The organism is Undibacterium sp. FT79W (genome assembly GCF_014284215.1).
Taxonomy (GTDB): Bacteria; Pseudomonadota; Gammaproteobacteria; order Burkholderiales; family Burkholderiaceae_D; genus Undibacterium; species Undibacterium aquatile.
Window position 1 is genome coordinate 1 of sequence record NZ_JACOGB010000001.1, and the last position, 19551, is coordinate 19551.

Consider the following 19551-nt stretch of genomic DNA (forward strand, 5'->3'; position numbering starts at 1 on the left):
TCTTCTGCTCTTCGATCTTACTGACCAGCGGTCAGTACGCCGGGTAAAGAAAAAGGAGCCCGCAGGCTCCTTTGTTTGCTTTGCTGCCCCGATTCTCTACCACTTAGAAGTGGTAGCCAACTTTAACTGTGGCGACATTCACCCCAGGGTTGGGCTTTTTAATAGCGCCGTTGGAGAAATGCTGAATCTTGAGGCCTGCTTCCCAGCCGTTGCTGAACACGTAGCCTACGCCGATGTGGTCTCCGAACTGGAATGCCGTCGAAAAGGCACGGCCGTTGTTGTTATAGACGTGGGAGAATAAATGCAGACCGATCCCCGCTTCGGCATAAAGCCCTTTTTTATTCTCATTCTGAAAGCGAAAGACTGGGGTGATGCCGACATCAGTAATATTTTGAGTCGCTCCCGATACTCCTTGATAGGCATTATTACGCCATTGAGTCAGCGTAGCATCCCAGTACCCGCCTACTTGTGTACCATTCGATTTGAACCAGGCATTGTCCCAGTCCCATTGAGCTCCGCCACGCACAAACTGTGACTTATTGCCACTGGCAAATTCTGCGGAAACTGAGTCTACGGCAAATGAACTGGCATGGGCTAGCAGAAGTCCAACTCCTGCCAAGAGGATTTTTTTATTAAAGGTTGTCATACGCTGCTTAAGAAGGTGGAGTAAAAGTTGAAGAATAACATGGCTGGAATTTTCATTCAGCTTCACCGGACGCGAAAAGGCGATAATATTTAATCCGTTCAGCTATCGGAAAATATAATGACAAAGAAAATACGTATAGGATTTTTAGGGATTGGTTTGATGGGACGCCCGATGGCAATTCGTTTGCTCGAGGCAGGTTATGCGCTTACGGTCTGGAACCGCACCAGTTCAAAGGCCGACGCCTTACGACAATACGGTGCGCTCACTGCAGACAGACCAGAGGATGCGGTCAATGCGGGTGACTGGTTTGCCGACGTGCTTATTACTATGCTGGACTCAGGGCCGGTAGTTGAAGATGTCATGCGACAAGTCATGCCCTACCTGAAAGCTGGCAGCATTGTTATCGATATGAGTTCAACCCGCCAATCAGAGGCGAAAGGACTAAACGAGGCATTGTTGAGCAAAGGCATTGCTTTTGCTGATGCTCCGGTTTCCGGCGGTGTGATTGGCGCGCAGGCTGGAACGCTGGCCATCATGGTTGGTGCGACACCTGACACGTATGTACGGATAGAGGAAATATTAAAAGTTCTGGGGCATCCGACATACGTCGGTGCTCCGGGTTGTGGGCAGCTGGCGAAATTGTGTAATCAGCTCATTGTGGGCGGCACAATCAATATCGTTGCGGAGGCATTGTTGCTGGCACAGGCCGGCGGCGCAGACCCCATCGCTGTACGCCAGGCTTTGCGTGGCGGATTCGCTGAGAGCCGGATTCTGGAAGTACATGGGCAGCGCATGCTGGATCGTAGTTTTATGCCCGGAGGGCAGGTCAAAACACAGACCAAAGATATGGAAAATATTCAGAGGGCGGCGTCAGATGCGGGTCTGAACTTGCCATTGACCAGCCTGGTCACGGATATTTATCGAAGCCTATCTACTCGTTATCCAACCGCAGACCATTCAGCGGCTCTGCTCGAATTAGAAAGATTGAATGCAGGAATTCGCCTCGGTACGGCACAGGATCAATTGCCTTGATTTTGTTTGCCAGAGCGAACGTCAGAGGCGTGCGCCAACGAGTGTGCCGATCAAATGGAAAAAATTTATGGATGCTCACTCACTATTTTTATTCGTGAGCCATCTTTTCAGGAGTCAGAATGAGTAGTGAAATAGTACGTTCGGTCTGTCCGCATGATTGCCCGGATACCTGTGCGCTATTAGTACATGTGCAAGATGGTAAAGCCATTGCTGTAAAAGGAGATCCTGAGCACCCGACGACTGCCGGTGTGCTGTGTACTAAGGTTTCCCGCTACACAGAGCGGACTTATCATGCCGATCGCCTGTTATATCCGCAGAAGCGGACAGGTAAAAAAGGAGAAGGTAAGTTTGAACGCATCAGTTGGGAAGAAGCGCTGAATATCATCAGCGACAAACTGAAGACAGTGGCCAGCAAAGATCCGCTGGCGATATTGCCATATAGCTATGCCGGAACCATGGGTTTGCTGCAGGGTGATGGCATGGCGCAGCGATTTTTTCATAAGATAGGCGCATCGTTTCTGGATCGTACAATATGCGCCACGGCGGGCGGTGTCGGCTATAAATATACTCTTGGTTCCCGTATCGGTACTGACACTGAGCAGACGCAAAATGCCAGACTGATTCTGATCTGGGGCGGTAATCCGATTGCATCGAATCTGCATTTCTGGATGCGGGTGCAGGAAGCCAAACGCAATGGTGCCAGATTGATTGCAATTGATCCCTATCGTTCGCTGACAGCAGAAAAATGCCATCAGCATATCGCTCTGCTGCCAGGGACTGACGCCGCACTAGCCTTGGGTTTAATGCATGTTCTGATTGCAGAAGATCTGCTTGACCACGACTACATCGCGCAGCACACACTCGGTTTCGAGCAGCTCCGCCAACGGGTTGCAGAATGGACGCCAGAGCGTGTCGCCGCCACTTGCGGTATTGCAGCAGAGGAAGTAATTCAGCTTGCACGCGATTACGGACATTGTGCGCAACGCGGTGAGGCAAGCCTGATACGTATGAACTATGGTGTACAGCGAGTTCATGGCGGCGGCATGGCTGTCAGGAATATTGCCTGCTTACCCGCATTGGTTGGCGCCTGGCGACATGCAGCCGGTGGAGCGCAGTTATCTTTATCCGATGCATTTCCGAAAAACGTGTCGTATTTGCAGAGACCAGACTTGTTTCCGCAAGGGCAGCCACGACGCACGATCAATATGAGTACGATAGGTGACGATTTGTTAAAGCACAGCAGTGCAGAGTTTGGCTCGAAAATTGACGCTGTCATTGTTTATAACTCGAACCCCGTCGCGGTCGCTCCGCAGTCTTCAAAAGTGGCACAGGGATTCGCCCGCGAAGATTTGTTCACCGTTGTCATTGAGCATTTTCAAACGGATACCGCAGATTATGCCGACATTTTGTTGCCTGCAACGACGCAGCTGGAGCACACCGATGTACACACGACCTACGGACATCTGTACATGATGGCGAACAATCCAGCCATTGCTCCGTTAGGTGAAGCCAAACCAAACAGCGAAATTTTCCGATTGCTGGCGAAGAAAATGGGTTTTGATGATGCGTGTTTTGACGAGTCTGACGATGAGATGGCGAGTCAGGCTTTTCACAAAAATGATGAACGTGCAATCCATTTTGACTGGGCGTCGCTGAAGAAGACTGGCTGGCAGAAAGTCAATGTCAAGCCAGCGCCATTTGCCGAAGCCGGTTTTGCGACACCATCCGGTAAGTGTGAGTTTTATAGCGAGAGTATGCGCAAAGACGGGTTTGACCCTTTGCCCACCTATATTCCGCCGTATGAATCCGTTGCGGCGAATCCGCAACTGGGTGCACGTTTTCCGCTGGCTATGATTTCGCCGCCAGCACGCAATTTTCTGAATTCGACGTTTGTGAATGTACAAAGCCTGCGCGATACCGAAGGCGTGCCTCATCTGGATATTCATCCTGACGATGCCACTTTTCGGCAGATCAATGACGGAGATCAGGTCAGAATTTTCAATGATCGCGGCAGTTTCGTGGCGGTGGCACGTGTCACGGATAAAGCGCGGCAGGGGCTGGTTGTGGGTTTATCTATCTGGTGGAAAAAACTTGCCAGCGACCATAAAAATGCGAATGAAGTCACCAGTCAGCAATTAACGGATATGGGCGGCGGCCCGACTTTTTACGATCTCCTGGTGCAGGTGGAGAAAGCCTGAGGCCGCATAAACCACCACGTTTTACCTGTGCAGTTTTGTGCTGTATCAGTAAAATGGCAGGATTTGAGTGCATCTTATTGTGCGTTGCAGCAAGTTACTAGAGGATGCTTTCAGGTTAGCGCAAAATGCTTGCCTTAGTTTCACTTAGCCGATAGCATCGGCTCTCGGGATATTGTTACTATTAAAAAGAACGACCATGCTTTAATATTCTGTGCAGCGACAGATGATCAACAGAACAACAATCAGAGACAAGGAAATACAGATGGAAACGACGGAAAAATTCTGGCTTAAATCCTACCCGGAAGGCATGCCCGCAGAAATAGACGTGACGCAATATCAGTCACTGGTGCAGTTACTTGAAGAGGCATTTAAGAAATTTTCTGCCCGCAATGCGTACGCTTGCATGGGGAAATATCTGACTTACGGCAAGCTGGATCTGATGTCGCAAAAAGTTGGTGCGTGGTTACAGCAGCAGGGGCTGAAAAAAGGCGCCCGTGTTGCGATCATGATGCCAAACGTTTTGCAGTATCCGGTCGTGATGGCGGCCATTCTGCGTGCCGGTTACGTGGTCGTGAACGTCAATCCACTGTACACCCCGCGTGAACTCGAGCATCAGTTAAAAGACTCGGGTGCAGAAGCGATCTTTATCCTTGAGAATTTCGCGACAACGCTGGAACATGTGATTCAGAAAACACAGGTAAAACACGTTGTAGTCGCCAGTATGGGCGACATGCTCGGCCTTAAAGGCCTGCTGGTGAATTTTGTTGTTCGTAATGTTAAGAAAATGGTGCCCGCTTTTTCTTTGCCGAACGCAAAACGATTCAATCAAGTGTTGTCGGAAGCCGATTCACTGAGCTTAAAAGCAGTCGAGATCCATCGTGATGACGTCGCGTTCCTGCAGTACACCGGTGGCACGACGGGTGTTTCCAAAGGTGCGACACTGCTGCACAGAAATGTGGTTGCGAATGTCTTACAGAACGACGCCTGGCTGACCCCGAGCATGTCTGGGCATAAAGATGATGCGCGCATCATCGTCTGTGCTCTGCCTCTGTATCATATCTTCGCGCTGACGGTCTGCAGTTTGCTGGGCACCCGTATCGGTGCGATGAATCTGCTGATTCCGAATCCACGTGATATTCCCGGCTTCATCAAAGAACTCAAAAACTACAAGGTCAATATTTTCCCTGCTGTGAATACTTTGTATAACGGCTTGTTGAATAATCCTGAATTCGCCAAACTGGATTTCTCCGGTTATGAAATCTGTAGTGGCGGCGGTATGGCAGTGCAGAAAGCCGTGGCCGACAAATGGTTGAAAATCACTGGCTGTGCAATCGCTGAAGGTTACGGTTTGTCTGAAACATCGCCAGTCGCGACTGCCAACTTGCCTGACACTAAAGAGTTTTCCGGCACGATCGGTCTGCCGATTCCATCCACAGAAATCGCGATTCTGGATGACGATGGTAATCGTCTGCCGTTGGGACATGCAGGTGAAATCGCGATTCGTGGCCCGCAGGTGATGGTGGGTTACTGGAATATGCCGGAAGAAACCGCAAAAGTGATGACACCTGATGGCTTCTTCAAAAGCGGCGACGTCGGCATCATGGATTTTCGCGGTTACACCACGATTGTCGATCGTAAAAAAGACATGATTCTGGTGTCTGGCTTCAATGTGTATCCGAATGAAATCGAAGGCGTGGTCGCATTGCATCCGGGCGTGCTTGAATGTGCGTGTATCGGCGTGCCAGATGCGAATTCCGGTGAAGCGGTGAAATTGTTTGTGGTGCGCAAAGATCCTTCATTAACGGTCGATCAGTTAATGGATTATTGCAAAGAGCAATTCACTGCGTACAAGAAACCGAAGTACATAGAATTCCGTCTCGAATTGCCGAAAACGAATGTTGGTAAAATCTTGCGTCGTGAATTACGTGATGAAAAGAAACCGGCTTGATCGTGTGATGGCAGTGGCGTTGACGCGATAATTCATCGGTATTAATTTGCTGAATGAAGGATACTCCCCCCTCTTTTATATAAAAACTACCTATTGTCGGCATAAAATAAGGGGGTATTTTATATACTGGTGGGAGTATATTTGATCGTAAAGAGACGGCGTGAAGATGCAAAAAAAGGAAGGCATTGCCTTCCTTTTTTATTACCACATCAGGTTCAGATACTGACGAGCCCGGCTTTACCGTCTTCGACCATAAAACTTTTGAGCGTACTGATTCCCGAATCCGCTTTGCTGACATCATCCAATGCGACGAACTGCGTCAGCATTTTGTTGGCGGAGATGTCCAGCAACATGAATCCGCGTTTATCGCTGCGGCCATATTTGATATGCGGATTCTGCGCAACGATCTGATCGGTGCGTTCTTGCGGGCGGGAATTGGAGGTGATCGAGGTGCCGCAAAATTCTGTCGCCAGTACCGGGTTGTCCGGCGAAGATTTTTTCCAGAAATCGCGTTTCAGATTGGCGGCATAAAACGTGTGAACGTCGCCGGAAATCACGACAGGATTTGATGGCCGGTGTTTTTCAATATCATCAAACAAACGTTGGCGTGCGGCTGGATAGCCGTCCCAGCCATCAGTCCAGAATTTTCCTTCACCGTCCACATTCACATTGCTCAGATTGGTTTGCGCCATGAAGGTTTGCTGCGTCAGAATATTCCACTTCGCCTGCGAGCTTGCCAGGCCTTGTGCCAGCCATTTTTCCTGTTCCGCACCGAGCAGCGTTAACGCGCTGTCATTGCGGCTGGTGCACTCAGCCTGCGTGACGACATTGGCGCCGCCGCGTCCCGGTTTGGCGCAGATTTGCGGCGAGCGGTATTGACGGTCATCGAGCACGTGAAAACGTGCCAGCCTGCCCCAGTCAAAGCGCTCGTAAATGCGCATGTGGGCAAATTGTGATGGCAGCACGGTCACTTTGTGCAGCCGCACAGGCATGTGTTCGTAAAATGCCTGATAGGCAGCAGCGCGGCGCAGAATGAAATTGGCATCCAGACGTTCGTCACGCTCGTTGCCGTAATCATTACAGACTTCGTGGTCGTCCCAGGTTACCAGCCAGGGTGCCGCATGGTGTGCCGCCTGCAGTTGCGGATCGGATTTGTATTGCGCATAACGGGCGCGATATTCCTCCAGATTGCTGCTTTCAATATCGCGTCGGCGCGGTTTGGCGGGATGCTTCAGGTCGTAAGGACCCCATTCGTAAATGTAATCGCCGAGGAAGGCGACCAGATCGGGATTGGCCTGCGCGATGTGGCGATGTGCCGCATATTCACCGAATTCCCAGTGTTGGCAGGACGCCACGGCCAATTTCAAGGTGCTGAGCGGTGCATCCATCACCGGTGCGGTACGTGTACGGGCGACCGGGCTGATCGCATCGCCATGAATAAATCGATACCAATACCAGCGTCCGGGCGACAAACCCGTCACATCGACATGCACACTGTGCGCCAGATCCGGCAGCGCAAACACTTCACCTTTGCTGACGATACGCTTAAATCCCTCGTCTTCAGCGACTTCCCACAAGACTTTGTAGACCATAGGCGCGAGCGCCTGAGCATTCAAAGGATCAGGCAGTAAGCGCGTCCAGATAACAACGCTGTCGTGGCGCGGCGAGCCTGACGCGACGCCCAGCGTGAATGGATAAACTTTGCTGCGTTCTGCCGCATAACCCGGAAACGCCTGCGACAACGCTGCAAGCGCAGTCAGTTGCAGGCTGCGTTGTAAAAACAGACGACGTGACGGCACTTGATTTATCCTCAGACGCCGGACGAAACGGATTCCAGTGGCGGAATCTGACGTGGTTTTCTGTCTTCACCCGTTGCAACATAAGTTAAGGTCGCCTCGGTCACCTTGACAGTGCTGGCTTGCAGACGATTACGTTCCGCGTAAACTTCGACTTCTATCGTGATAGAGGTATTGCCTACCTTGACGATCTGCGCGTAAAACGACAATAAATCGCCGACAAACACCGGTTGTTTAAACAGGAAAGAATTCACGGCAATCGTTGCTACCCGGCCGTTGGCGCGGCGGGCAGCCGGAATAGCGCCGGCAATATCGACTTGCGACATGATCCAGCCGCCAAAAACGTCGCCATGCACATTCGCATCCGATGGCATAGGCATGACGCGCAGGGTTGGCATACCTGCCGGAAGAGTGGTTTGGTGATGATCAGTCATCGGGAGTTTCCTTAAAACGTTACAATCAGAGTAAATCCATCTCTCAGATATTTATTCAACGTCGGCCTGGCTGTTCTTTTTAATCTTGCTCAGACCAAAGACGTCAAAATGATAAAAAATGAGATACGGCGTTATATGTGCCTGCACACTGGCAGAGAAAAAGTCATCGGGAATCATGCTCTGAGAAGGGTAAACGATCAGACCGGATGGTGTTGCTCAGAATTCTTTGCGCAAATTGCAGGCATTGCCGACATGATAAACCACTTCAGGAAAAGACTCTTACGATGCGTCGCAGAGAAAATACAGGTAACAGTGCTTCCCACCTACCACCGACTGACCAGCCACGCGGCGATTTCTCGACCATTAAAACTTTGTTGCCCTATCTATGGGCTTACAAATGGCGGGTATTACTGGCGTTGACATTTCTGGTCGGCGCCAAGCTGGCGAATGTCGGTGTTCCGGTTGTATTGAAAAAACTGGTCGATAGTCTGACCGTAACAGCAAGCCATCCGGCGGCGCTGATGGTATTGCCGGTGAGTCTGCTGATCGGCTATGGCGCTTTACGCTTATCGACCACCTTGTTCACCGAACTGCGCGAATTCATTTTCGCCAAAGTAACGCAAAGAGCCGTGCGCACGATTGCGTTGCGGGTGTTTCGGCATTTGCATGCATTGTCTTTGCGCTTTCATCTGAATCGCCAGACCGGCGGTGTCACCCGCGACATCGAACGTGGTACCCGCGCCGTCTCGTCGCTGGTGTCGTATGCCTTATTCAGCATCGTGCCGACCTTGCTGGAAATTTCGCTGGTACTGATTTATCTGAGTACGCATTACGACATCTGGTTCAGCGTGATCACTTTCGGCGCACTGGTGACGTATATTATTTTCACAATCACGGTGACGGAATGGCGTACGCATTTCCGCCGCACGATGAATGAACTGGACTCGAAAGCACATACCAAGGCGATCGATTCGCTGTTGAATTATGAAACGGTGAAGTACTTCGGTAATGAGGAATATGAAGCGCAGCGTTACGATCAGGGATTGAAAAATTTTGAGACGGCAGCAGTCAAATCGCAGAGCAGTTTATCGCTGTTGAACACTGGGCAATCGCTGATTATCGCGAGTGCCATCACGCTGATTTTATGGCGTGCGACACAGGGCGTGATCGATGGCACGATGAGTCTCGGCGATCTGGTGCTGGTGAATTCATTTATGTTGCAGTTGTATATGCCACTGAATTTTCTGGGGGTGTTGTACCGTGAAATCAAGCAAAGTCTGGCTGACATTGAGAAACTGTTTTCGCTGCTTGATCAGAATCAGGATATTGCTGATTCCGCTGATGCAAAACCGCTGCGGATCACCGCGCAGAATGGTGCAGAGATTCGCTTTGCACATGTGAATTTCAGTTATGAAAGTAATCGCCAGATTTTGTTTGATGTCGACTTTACGATTCCTGCCGGAACGACGACGGCGGTGGTGGGACATAGCGGCTCCGGTAAGTCAACCTTATCGCGGCTGCTGTTCCGTTTTTACGATATTCAGAGTGGTTGCATCCGCATTGCGGGGCAGGATTTGCGCGGCGTAACGCAATCATCCGTACGCGCCGCGATAGGCATCGTGCCGCAAGATACGGTGCTGTTTAACGACACGATAGAATACAACATCGCCTATGGCAAACCGGGGGCGACCAAAGATGAAATCATTGCCGTTGCCAGAGCCGCTTATATTCATGAATTTATCGAGACACTGCCCGATGGTTACAACACCATGGTGGGCGAGCGCGGTCTGAAATTATCCGGTGGTGAAAAGCAACGTGTGGCGATCGCCCGCACTTTATTGAAAAATCCATCGATACTGATTTTCGACGAAGCGACGTCGGCGCTGGATTCACGCTCAGAGCAAATGATACAGGCGCAATTAAAAGAAATCGCGCGCAGTCGTACCAGCCTGGTGATCGCGCATCGCTTATCGACCATCGTTGATGCCGGACAGATTCTGGTGATGGACAAAGGCAGAATTATCGAGCGCGGTACGCATCAGGATTTGCTGGCGCGACAAGGCGCCTATGCGCAGATGTGGGAGCGGCAGCAAAGCAGCGGTAATGATATCAGCGAAGAAGACGACAGCACACCATCTGCGCAATCTTTGTCGGCAGCGGGGGCGTAAATGGAAACCAAGTGGTTAGAAGATTTTGTCTCGCTGGCCGAGACCAATAGTTTCAGCCGTTCGGCAGAATTAAGACATGTCACGCAGCCGGCTTTTTCACGGCGCATACAATCGCTGGAAGCATGGCTGGGCAGCGATCTGATCGACCGCACTTCTTATCCGACACGCTTAACACACGCCGGCGAAGTGTTTTATGAACAGGCGCTGGCGATGCTGGGACAGATCAATAATGCCCGTGCTTTATTGCGCGGCAAACGCCCGAGCACGCAAACCACGGTCGATTTTGCAGTACCGCACACCTTGTCGTTGACTTATGTTCCGCGCTGGCTGACCGGGCTGGAATCTGAGTTTGGCGAAATCAACAGCCGTCTGCTGGCGTTGAATGTGCACGATGCTGTCATGACGCTGGTCGAAGGTGGTTGTGACCTGCTGCTGTGCTATCACCATCCGCGTCAACCCTTGTTGCTGGATGCGAGCCAGTACGACATGATCAGCATGGGTACTGAGGCCTTGCGCGCCTACACCCGGTGCAATAAACAAGGTGTGCCCGAGTTTGAGTTTCCCGGCACCGATAACGCGCCATTACCATTTTTAGCCTATGCAAATAATGCGTATCTGGGGCGTATGGTTGATCTGATTCTGAATGATGGCCGTACCCCTTTGCATCTGGAAAAGTGCTACGAAACCGATATGGCCGAGGGCTTGAAAATGATGGCGCTGGAAGGGCGTGGCATCGCCTTTTTACCCGAATCCGCCGTAACCCGGGAAGTGAAGCAAAAGTTGCTGGCACGTGCCGATGGCGGCAGCGGGGCATGGGAAGTGAACATGGAAATCCGTTTGTATCGCGAGCGCCCATCGGTACAGCGCCCGGGAAAAATGATCGTGTCACGATTGTGGGAATACCTGGAAGAGTTGCAGAAAAAAGCGGATAAGAAGCAGAAAAAATCAGCCTGATTGATGTCAGTGTTACGGCGCGCCGAATCCCGGTCAAAAAATCTCGCTTGATGGTTATGCGTTTATTGCATAGATTGATGCAAACAAAGCATTGGCTGAATTTTGCCAGAGAAGACTACTATGCATCATCTTTCGGAAGGTGCTGAAAATCGGCATTCCGGAAAAGACAGATAAAATCAGATCAATATATCAGGAGGTCATACCATGTCCAGCCAACACCAGATTCCGTCCTATCTTACCCCGACAGAGACCGGTCCTTGGTCCGTTTACCTTGAGCAAATCGATCGCGTTACCCCTTACCTCGGTCATTTGTCGCGTTGGGTAGAAACGCTGAAACGCCCGAAACGTATCCTGATCGTTGATGTACCTATTGAGCGTGACGATGGCACGATTTCTCATTTTGAAGGCTACCGTGTACAGCACAATACTTCACGCGGCCCAGGTAAAGGTGGCGTGCGTTTCCACCAGGATGTGACTTTGTCTGAAGTGATGGCCTTGTCGGCCTGGATGACGATCAAGAACTCGGCGGTGAATGTACCTTACGGTGGCGCCAAAGGCGGTATCCGCGTTGACCCGAAAACTTTATCCCGTGGCGAATTGATGCGGATGACGCGTCGTTATACCTCCGAGATCGGCATCATCATTGGCCCGGACAAAGATATTCCGGCACCAGACGTCAACACGAATGAGCAGACGATGGCGTGGATGATGGATACCTACTCGATGAACGAAGGCCGCACTGCGACTGGCGTTGTGACAGGTAAGCCTATTTCTCTTGGCGGTAGTCTTGGTCGTCGTGAAGCAACCGGACGCGGCGTGTTTGTGGTCGGTAGCGAAGCTGCTGCCAAACGTGGCCTGAGTGTGCCTGGCGCAAAAATCGCGGTACAGGGTTTCGGTAACGTGGGTGGTATTGCTGCACGTCTGTTTTCTGAAGCTGGCGCAAAAATCGTTGCGGTTCAGGATCACGGCGGCACGATTTTCCATTCTAACGGTCTGGATGTGAACAAACTTCTGGCACACGTTGCAGAAAAAGGCAGTGTCGCTGGATTCGACGGAGTTGAAGCTGTACTGCCAAATGAAGAATTCTGGGCGGTGAATTGCGACATCATGATTCCGGCCGCGCTTGAACAGCAGATCACAGCAAAAAATGCGAATCAGATCCGTGCTTCCATCATTCTGGAAGGTGCGAATGGCCCGACAACACCTGAAGCCGATGATATTTTGCGCGACAAAGGCGTGTTGGTTGTACCAGACGTGATCGCCAATGCTGGTGGTGTGACTGTGTCGTATTTCGAATGGGTGCAGGATTTCTCCAGCTATTTTTGGACTGAAGATGAAATTAATCAGCGTCTGACACGCATCATGCGTGAAGCCTTCAGTTCTGTATGGCAGGTGACTGAAGATAAGAAAGTGTCCTTGCGTACAGCCGCCTTCATTATTGGTTGTTCGCGTGTATTACAGGCACGTGAGGTACGCGGTCTGTATCCATAATCGTCACCCCGGCAAGACGATGCTGCTGATACTGCATCGTTTGCCACCGCCATAAGCTGGCGTTGTTTTTTCTTTCAATACCCATGTTTTTGTATTCTTTATCGGGATGCAGAAACATGGGTATTGTTTTTTTCAACAGCATTTCCGTGATTCTGTTGAAAATAATAAATTTATCCAAATTAAATTCTGCAAACAGATACATATTTAGTTTAAACAGGGAAAGATTTTTCATTACTATCCTGAGCATGATTAAAAGGAGTTTGTATGAAAGCCGTAACCCGCCGGATAAAGTTCTGGACCCTGTGTTGTCTCGCCTCGGGTTTTTCTCCCGCAATTATGGCCGACACACTCAGCCACATAAAAGAAACCCAGACGGTGACGATCGCTCACCGTGAGGCATCCTTACCGTTTTCTTATCTCCCCGACTCAAAGTTACCGACAGGGTATGCCGTCGATATCTGTCTTAAATTTGTCGACGCCATCAAGAAAGAACTGAAAGCGCCGAATTTAAAAGTGCATTATTTGCTGGTCACACCAAGCAGCCGTATTCCTGCAATTATTGAAGGCAAAGCAGATATGGAATGTGGTTCCACAACGAATAATGCAGAACGTCGCAAGCAAGTCAGTTTCACGATCCCCCATTTCTTTGCATCGACGCGCATGTTGGTGCGTGCGGATGCCGGGATTAAAAACTGGATCGATCTGAAAGATAAAAAAGTCGTGACGACCAAAGGCACGACGACCGTTAAGTTGTTACACGAGAGGGATAAGGCGCGTAGCCTGAATTTGCGTTTGTTGGAAGGGAATGACCATGCGGAATCGTTCAGCATGGTGGAAAAATTCCAGGCCGATGCATTCCCTATGGATGACGTATTGCTTTACGGATTCCGCGCCAATAGCAAAGAGCCGGAAAAATTTGCTGTTGTTGGCGACTCTTTATCGACCGAGCCGTATGCCGTCATGTTGCGTAAAGATGATCCTGCTTTCAAAGACTTGCTGGACCGTGAAATGGCACGGATGATGAATGACGGAGAGCTCACAAAGCTGTATGACAAGTGGTTTAAAAAGCCAATCCCGCCTAAAGGTGCTAACCTGAATATGCCGATGGGGGTTTTGTTGCGCGACACTATTCGTTTTCCTAACGATAAAGTGGGCGATTAATTGCTAAAAAGCTTAGACCATCCTACATGCGTGACCGGATTGTTCACTATTTTTGTGTCGATACGTGTTTCTACTTATTAAAATGTCTGAAAATAAGAAACTGTCATGGAGCGGTTTTGATAAACTTCGTCGTAGCGGGATGATCTTTTTGGTTTAACTTTGGGAGATAGTATGAAATTATTAAAAGTTCTGGCGCTGATGCTCAGTGCAGGTGTGATCGCTGGTTCGGCGCAAGCGCAGGAAACCGGTACACTGAAAAAAATTAAAGATACCGGCACCATTACTCTGGGTGTGCGTGATTCCTCTATCCCATTTTCGTATCTTGACGATAAGCAATCATATCAAGGTTATTCGATTGATTTGTGCATGAAGATCGTCAGCGCGGTACAAAAGCAATTAGGTTTGAGCAGCCTCAATGTCAAACTCAATCCTGTGACGTCAGCGACCCGTATTCCGCTGATGGCGAACGGCACTATCGATCTTGAGTGCGGCTCGACAACGAATAACGTTGAGCGTCAAAAACAGGTGGCATTTGCACCAACGACTTTCGTTACCGCTAACCGTATCCTGGCGAAAAAATCCTCCAACATCAAATCGCTGACTGATCTGAAAGGCAAAGCAGTTGTATCGACTTCCGGTACCGCCAATCTGAAACAATTGACGACACTGAATGCTGACCAGAATCTGGGCATCAACATTTTGCCGGCTAAAGATCATGCAGAAGCTTTCCTGATGGTGGAAACTGGCCGCGCTGTTGCGTTTGTGATGGATGATATTTTGCTTGCATCTCTGGCAGCTAATTCCAAAAATCCTGGCGAATACGAAATCAGCAAGGAAGCTTTGTCGGTAGAGCCATACGGCATCATGCTGCGCAAGGATGACGCTGCATTCAAGAAAGTGGTTGATACAGCGATCAGCAATGTCCTGACTTCAGGCGATGTGAATCGCATCTACCACAAGTGGTTCCTGCAACCGATTCCACCAAAAGGTATTTCGCTGAATTGGCCAGTCTCCGAGCAACTCAAAGCGGTAATGGCAAAACCAACAGATTCTGGTGAACCATCTGCGTACGCTGCTGTACCGGAAGCACAAAAAGCAGTATTGAAAAAGAAAAAATAAATTTTAGTGGTTGAGATCGAAGTCATCTTGACGGGAGGTGCTACTCGCCTCCCGTTTTATTTTTGGCTCGTCGGTGAGCTGATCAAGGCGTTTCGGTATTGATGCCGCCGAGTGTCATTGGCCCGGCTGAAACCAGAGACCACCGCGGACGAAAATAAGTTTGGATAACAAGATGACGGGTGTTTGCTTTAGGGGAGTGAGATGAATTACAACTGGAACTGGAACATTTTTTGGGAGGCTGCGCCCGATGGCGGTGGCACCTATTTTGATTCTTTGCTTTCCGGCGTGCTGTGGACCTTAGCCACAGCAGCTCTGGCGTGGATTATCGCCCTGGTATTAGGCGCGATCATAGGTACGATACGCACTGCGCCAAATAAATGGGCGGCGAAACTGGCGAATGGCTACGTCGAATTATTCCGTAACATTCCGCTGCTGGTGCAAATGTTTCTCTGGTATTTCGTGATGCCGGAACTGGTGCCGACGGCGATGGGAAACTGGCTTAAATCCATGCCGAATGCGCCCTTTATTACCGCCGTGCTGAGTCTTGGCTTCTTTACTTCGGCACGTGTTGCAGTACAGGTGTCAACTGGTATCAACGCTTTGCCGCGCGGCCAGCGTATGGCAGGTACGGCGTTAGGTCTGACCTTACCGCAGACGTATCGTTATGTGTTGTTGCCGATGGCGTTCCGCATCATCATTCCGTCACTTACGAATGAGTTGGCGGCGATCATTAAGAACAGCTCGGTCGCTTTGACGATAGGTCTGATGGAACTGACTGCCAGCGCCCGCTCCATGCAAGAATTTTCATTTCAGGTATTTGAAGCCTTTACTGCCGCTACCCTGATTTATCTGGTGGTATCGGTGATCGCACTGGTGCTGGCGAATGTTCTGGAAAAAATGCTCGCGGTTCCCGGCTTCATCACTTCGGGTTCTGCTAAGACAGGAGGGCATTAATCATGTTTTCTAATTTCGATTTTGATGTCATCCAACGTTCGTGGGTTTATCTTTTCACGACTGGCATGACATTTACGCTCAAGCTGACTTTGATGGCGATGATCGGTGGTACGGTGCTCGGCACCATACTGGCAATGATGCGCTTGTCCAGCAATAAGCTGATTTCACTGGTGGCGACGACCTACGTCAACATCATGCGTTCGATTCCGCTGGTGATGGTGATTTTCTGGTTTTACTTTCTGGTGCCGTACATCGGTGCCTGGCTGACCGGGGCGACCGAACCGATACAGGTCGGTGCGTTTTCATCGTGCCTGATTACCTTCGTGATGTTTGAAGCGGCGTATTACTGCGAAATCATGCGTTCCGGTATTCAGTCGATTCCGCGCGGGCAGATCTGGGCTGGTTATGCATTGGGTATGAACTACTGGCAAACCATGGGCCATATCGTATTGCCGCAGGCTTTCCGCAATATGATTCCGGTATTACTGACGCAAACGATCGTGCTGTTCCAGGACGTTTCGCTGGTCTATGTGTTATCGATTACGGACTTCGTCGGTGCGGCATCGAAAGTAGCGCAACGCGATGGTCGTCTGGTGGAAATGTATTCATTTGTCGCTGTTGTGTATTTCATCATGTGTTTTGGCTTGTCCAGTCTGGTGAAAAAACTGCAGCAGAAAGTAGCGATTATTCGCTGAGGATTATTCACTGAGAAACGCCGGAAAATGACGCGCTGCCAGGTTCTGTCGCCAGCGTATTTTCCGCCACTTCTCTCGTTGAGATATTGGAGATAAAAATGATCAAATTAAATAACGTCAGCAAATGGTATGGTCAGTTTCAGGTATTGACCGATTGCACAACCCAGGTCGCTAAAGGCGAGGTCGTGGTGGTTTGCGGCCCGTCTGGCTCAGGTAAATCGACACTGATTAAAACCGTCAATGGTCTGGAGCCGTTTCAGAAAGGTGAGATCACTGTGGATGGCGTTTCTGTCGGCGATCCGAAAACAGATTTATCCAAACTGCGCGCCCGCATCGGTATGGTGTTTCAGAATTTTGAGTTGTTTCCGCATCTGTCGATACGCCAGAATCTGACGCTCGGACAGATGAAAGTACTGGGACGCACAGAAGACGAAGCCACTGAACGCGGTTTGAAATATCTTGATCGCGTCGGCCTGATTGCGCAGAAAGATAAATTCCCCGGCCAGCTGTCCGGCGGTCAGCAGCAACGTGTGGCGATTGCGCGCGCCTTGTCGATGGACCCGATTGCGATGTTATTCGATGAACCGACATCGGCGCTTGATCCTGAAATGATTAATGAAGTGCTCGACGTCATGGTCGGTCTGGCGCAAGATGGCATGACGATGATGGTCGTGACACATGAAATGGGTTTTGCAAAAAAAGTCGCGAACCGTATCGTGTTCATGGATAAAGGCGTGATTGTGGAAGATTGCGTGAAAGATGAATTCTTCACCAATGCGCGCTCTGACCGCGCACGTGATTTCCTCGCGAAGATCATCACGCACTGATCACATCGTCAGCGCAGTGCAGTGTTGTGCTGTGCTGATCGTGATCTGAATAAAAACGCACTCCCTCAAAGGAGTGCGTTTTCCATATACTCCCCCTCATTTTTATAGAAATTGCCCTGATGTCGGCATAAACAATGGGCGTTTAAAGATACTGGGGGGAGTATATTTTTGTGCTTTCTGCGCAACGCGCGGAAAGGTAGAATGGCGGCTAGACAGAATTTGCTACTGAAAGCCACCATGACCACTTCCCCTCTCCAAACGCCGACCCAGACGCTGACGATCACACGCCCCGATGACTGGCACTTGCATCTGCGCGATGGCGACGCTTTAGCCAGTGTCTTACCGCATACCGCAGCGCAATTTGCGCGCGCAATCGTGATGCCGAATCTGAAACCACCGGTCACGACAACGGAGCAGGCCGCAGCCTATCGCCAGCGCATTCTCGCCGCGTTGCCAGCCGGAATGCAGTTTGAGCCGCTGATGACTTTGTACCTGACGGACAATACGCCGCCGGATGAAATCCGCCGCGCCAAAGACAGCGGCTTTGTACATGCAGTCAAACTGTATCCTGCCGGTGCCACCACGAATTCTGATGCTGGCGTGACTGACCTGAAAAAATGCTACAAGACGCTGGAAGTCATGCAGGAAGTCGGGTTGCCGTTTCTGGTGCATGGCGAAGTGACGGATGCTGCGATTGATCTGTTTGACCGCGAAGCCGTCTTCATCGAGCGCGTGATGCAGCCCTTGCGCAAGGATATGCCGGAACTGCGCGTGGTGTTTGAGCACATCACCACCAGCGAAGCAGCGGCGTATGTGGCCGAGGCTGCCGGCCCAGTCGCAGCAACCATCACCGCGCATCACCTGCTGTATAACCGCAATGAGATTTTCAAAGGTGGTATCCGTCCGCATTACTATTGCCTGCCTGTATTGAAACGCGAAACGCACCGCCAGGCGCTGCTGAAAGCGGCGACATCCGGCAGCCCCCGTTTCTTCCTCGGTACCGATTCTGCGCCGCACCCGAAAGGTCTGAAGGAGCACGCCTGCGGCTGCGCCGGTTGCTATACCGCCTTGCATGCGATGGAGTTGTATGCCGAAGCGTTTGATCAGGCTGGCGCTTTAGATAAGCTGGAAGCTTTTGCGAGTTTCAATGGCCCGGATTTTTACCGTCTGCCACGTAACAGCGGCACGATCACACTCACGCGCGAAGACTGGACTTTACCGGCAGAATTACCATTTGCCGGCACCACCATCGTGCCATTAAATAGCGGCGAGACGATACATTGGAAAATGCTGGCGGATTAAGTCGGATGTCGTCACGTTTTTTTGATCAGATAGACTGGTCGCAAGCCTGGTTTGAAACGGTACGTCCGGCGGCAATGCAGTTAGTCGCCGCGCCTGAGTGGCGTCCCGCGCTGAACCGTATGGCACAGGAAATGCACTTGCAGAATCACCGTTCGCTCCCGACACAATTCATTCCGCAAGAGGATTTACCGGAAGGCGTAGCGTACGAAGCGCATATCAGCACGACAGGAAATGTGCCGACCCGCGAAAATCTGCACGATTTTTTTAATGCGCTGGTATGGCTGACTTTTCCCCGGATTAAGCGTCAGCTCAATGCCTTGCAAGCCGCGCAGATTGCCGAACTCGGCATAGGAAAATCACGTGGTCCGGCGCGTGATGCGGCAACCATTTTTGATGAAAATGCCGCTTTACTGGTGGTGGAAAATTCCGCTGATGGTGATGCGCTGGTAGCGGCTTTGCGCCAGCATCAATGGACAGCGGCATTTATCGACCACAGAGCTCAGTTTGGCGTGCACGCCGAAGTGCTGAGTTTCGGTCATGCCCTGATGGAAAAACTGGTGCAACCGTATAAGGCGATTACGGCGCACAGCTGGCTGGTGCGGGTCGATGCGGATTATTTTTCTCTGAGTACGCCAGAGCGTTATGTACTGATTGATCAACTGGTCACGGCACAACTGCAAGAGCAGCCCTTAACGACGGCGGGTTACACACCTTTGCCGGTGCTGGGTATTCCCGGCTGGTGGGTTACACAGGATTTGAACTTTTATCAGGATACGCAGGTATTTCGCCCGGCACGGCAAAACAAAGCGGAACAGGCTGCGTAAGC

Annotated in this window: 17 protein-coding genes; 13 read left to right on the forward strand and 4 right to left on the reverse strand. The window is 50.6% G+C overall.

The annotated features are described in order from the left end of the window. Positions 1-103 precede the first annotated feature (103 nt). Positions 104-646 (reverse strand): acyloxyacyl hydrolase, encoded by a 543-nt coding sequence (locus H8K38_RS00005; protein WP_186882744.1) that lies wholly within the window; start codon positions 644-646, stop codon positions 104-106. Between the two features lie 117 nt (positions 647-763). On the opposite strand from H8K38_RS00005, the gene H8K38_RS00010 reads away from it, so the two are divergent. The 3 genes from H8K38_RS00010 (at position 764) to H8K38_RS00020 (ending at position 5824) form a co-directional block, all read left to right on the forward strand. Continuing rightward, on the forward strand, positions 764-1678 hold the full coding sequence (locus H8K38_RS00010; RefSeq protein ID WP_186882745.1) for an NAD(P)-dependent oxidoreductase: 915 nt from the start codon (positions 764-766) through the stop codon (positions 1676-1678). Between the two features lie 119 nt (positions 1679-1797). Then, the gene (locus H8K38_RS00015; protein ID WP_186882746.1) at positions 1798-3876 is read left to right on the forward strand and encodes a molybdopterin-dependent oxidoreductase; all 2079 of its coding nucleotides are present in this window, start codon (positions 1798-1800) and stop codon (positions 3874-3876) included. Positions 3877-4138: 262 nt separating this feature from the next. Next, a complete protein-coding gene (locus tag H8K38_RS00020; RefSeq protein ID WP_186882747.1) occupies positions 4139-5824 on the forward strand; it encodes a long-chain-fatty-acid--CoA ligase in 1686 nt (561 codons plus the stop codon). A 215-nt stretch (positions 5825-6039) separates the two neighbouring features. Here H8K38_RS00020 and H8K38_RS00025 read toward each other — a convergent pair whose 3' ends face one another. Beyond that, on the reverse strand, positions 6040-7623 hold the full coding sequence (locus H8K38_RS00025) for an alkaline phosphatase D family protein (protein ID WP_186882748.1): 1584 nt from the start codon (positions 7621-7623) through the stop codon (positions 6040-6042). An 11-nt stretch (positions 7624-7634) separates the two neighbouring features. Then, a complete protein-coding gene (locus tag H8K38_RS00030) occupies positions 7635-8054 on the reverse strand; it encodes an acyl-CoA thioesterase (RefSeq protein WP_186882749.1) in 420 nt (139 codons plus the stop codon). Positions 8055-8338: 284 nt separating this feature from the next. On the opposite strand from H8K38_RS00030, the gene H8K38_RS00035 reads away from it, so the two are divergent. From H8K38_RS00035 to H8K38_RS00045, 3 genes are all read left to right on the forward strand, one after another. Beyond that, complete coding sequence (locus H8K38_RS00035; protein ID WP_186882750.1) at positions 8339-10222, forward strand: ABC transporter ATP-binding protein/permease; 1884 nt, start codon at positions 8339-8341, stop codon at positions 10220-10222. After that, positions 10223-11176 carry a LysR family transcriptional regulator gene (locus H8K38_RS00040; protein WP_186882751.1) on the forward strand — a complete coding sequence of 318 codons (954 nt, stop codon included), beginning with the start codon at positions 10223-10225 and terminating at the stop codon, positions 11174-11176. Positions 11177-11380: 204 nt separating this feature from the next. Beyond that, complete coding sequence (locus tag H8K38_RS00045) at positions 11381-12667, forward strand: Glu/Leu/Phe/Val dehydrogenase (protein ID WP_186882752.1); 1287 nt, start codon at positions 11381-11383, stop codon at positions 12665-12667. Here the strand turns inward: H8K38_RS00045 and H8K38_RS00050 are convergent. After that, entirely contained in the window at positions 12612-12899 is a 288-nt protein-coding gene (locus tag H8K38_RS00050) for a hypothetical protein (RefSeq protein ID WP_186882753.1), read from the reverse strand. The two genes, H8K38_RS00045 and H8K38_RS00050, sit on opposite strands and share 56 nt — an antisense overlap. Before the next feature lie 32 nt (positions 12900-12931). On the opposite strand from H8K38_RS00050, the gene H8K38_RS00055 reads away from it, so the two are divergent. The 7 genes from H8K38_RS00055 to H8K38_RS00085 all read left to right on the forward strand — a co-directional run bounded on the left by H8K38_RS00055 (position 12932) and on the right by H8K38_RS00085 (position 19549). After that, complete coding sequence (locus tag H8K38_RS00055; protein ID WP_186882754.1) at positions 12932-13828, forward strand: amino acid ABC transporter substrate-binding protein; 897 nt, start codon at positions 12932-12934, stop codon at positions 13826-13828. A 171-nt stretch (positions 13829-13999) separates the two neighbouring features. Beyond that, positions 14000-14947 (forward strand): transporter substrate-binding domain-containing protein, encoded by a 948-nt coding sequence (locus tag H8K38_RS00060; RefSeq protein WP_186882755.1) that lies wholly within the window; start codon positions 14000-14002, stop codon positions 14945-14947. A gap of 201 nt (positions 14948-15148) precedes the next feature. Continuing rightward, positions 15149-15901 carry an amino acid ABC transporter permease gene (locus tag H8K38_RS00065; RefSeq protein WP_186882756.1) on the forward strand — a complete coding sequence of 251 codons (753 nt, stop codon included), beginning with the start codon at positions 15149-15151 and terminating at the stop codon, positions 15899-15901. A gap of 2 nt (positions 15902-15903) precedes the next feature. After that, positions 15904-16596 (forward strand): amino acid ABC transporter permease, encoded by a 693-nt coding sequence (locus H8K38_RS00070; RefSeq protein ID WP_186882757.1) that lies wholly within the window; start codon positions 15904-15906, stop codon positions 16594-16596. A 98-nt stretch (positions 16597-16694) separates the two neighbouring features. Continuing rightward, on the forward strand, positions 16695-17423 hold the full coding sequence (locus tag H8K38_RS00075) for an amino acid ABC transporter ATP-binding protein (RefSeq protein WP_186882758.1): 729 nt from the start codon (positions 16695-16697) through the stop codon (positions 17421-17423). Between the two features lie 237 nt (positions 17424-17660). After that, complete coding sequence (gene pyrC / locus H8K38_RS00080) at positions 17661-18725, forward strand: dihydroorotase (RefSeq protein ID WP_186882759.1); 1065 nt, start codon at positions 17661-17663, stop codon at positions 18723-18725. A 5-nt stretch (positions 18726-18730) separates the two neighbouring features. Then, positions 18731-19549 carry a DUF3025 domain-containing protein gene (locus tag H8K38_RS00085; RefSeq protein ID WP_186882760.1) on the forward strand — a complete coding sequence of 273 codons (819 nt, stop codon included), beginning with the start codon at positions 18731-18733 and terminating at the stop codon, positions 19547-19549. The last annotated feature ends 2 nt before the right edge of the window (positions 19550-19551 follow it).

Excerpts from the sequence above, each read along its gene's own strand:
- H8K38_RS00005 (WP_186882744.1), bottom strand. The coding sequence starts at position 646 with ATGACAACCTTTAATAAAAAAATCCTCTTGGCAGGAGTTGGACTTCTG.
- H8K38_RS00010 (WP_186882745.1), top strand. The coding sequence starts at position 764 with ATGACAAAGAAAATACGTATAGGATTTTTAGGGATTGGTTTGATGGGA.
- H8K38_RS00015 (WP_186882746.1), top strand. The coding sequence starts at position 1,798 with ATGAGTAGTGAAATAGTACGTTCGGTCTGTCCGCATGATTGCCCGGAT.
- H8K38_RS00020 (WP_186882747.1), top strand. The coding sequence starts at position 4,139 with ATGGAAACGACGGAAAAATTCTGGCTTAAATCCTACCCGGAAGGCATG.
- H8K38_RS00030 (WP_186882749.1), bottom strand. The coding sequence starts at position 8,054 with ATGACTGATCATCACCAAACCACTCTTCCGGCAGGTATGCCAACCCTG.
- H8K38_RS00035 (WP_186882750.1), top strand. The coding sequence starts at position 8,339 with ATGCGTCGCAGAGAAAATACAGGTAACAGTGCTTCCCACCTACCACCG.
- H8K38_RS00040 (WP_186882751.1), top strand. The coding sequence starts at position 10,223 with ATGGAAACCAAGTGGTTAGAAGATTTTGTCTCGCTGGCCGAGACCAAT.
- H8K38_RS00045 (WP_186882752.1), top strand. The coding sequence starts at position 11,381 with ATGTCCAGCCAACACCAGATTCCGTCCTATCTTACCCCGACAGAGACC.
- H8K38_RS00050 (WP_186882753.1), bottom strand. The coding sequence starts at position 12,899 with ATGAAAAATCTTTCCCTGTTTAAACTAAATATGTATCTGTTTGCAGAA.
- H8K38_RS00055 (WP_186882754.1), top strand. The coding sequence starts at position 12,932 with ATGAAAGCCGTAACCCGCCGGATAAAGTTCTGGACCCTGTGTTGTCTC.
- H8K38_RS00060 (WP_186882755.1), top strand. The coding sequence starts at position 14,000 with ATGAAATTATTAAAAGTTCTGGCGCTGATGCTCAGTGCAGGTGTGATC.
- H8K38_RS00065 (WP_186882756.1), top strand. The coding sequence starts at position 15,149 with ATGAATTACAACTGGAACTGGAACATTTTTTGGGAGGCTGCGCCCGAT.
- H8K38_RS00070 (WP_186882757.1), top strand. The coding sequence starts at position 15,904 with ATGTTTTCTAATTTCGATTTTGATGTCATCCAACGTTCGTGGGTTTAT.
- H8K38_RS00075 (WP_186882758.1), top strand. The coding sequence starts at position 16,695 with ATGATCAAATTAAATAACGTCAGCAAATGGTATGGTCAGTTTCAGGTA.
- pyrC (WP_186882759.1), top strand. The coding sequence starts at position 17,661 with ATGACCACTTCCCCTCTCCAAACGCCGACCCAGACGCTGACGATCACA.
- H8K38_RS00085 (WP_186882760.1), top strand. The coding sequence starts at position 18,731 with ATGTCGTCACGTTTTTTTGATCAGATAGACTGGTCGCAAGCCTGGTTT.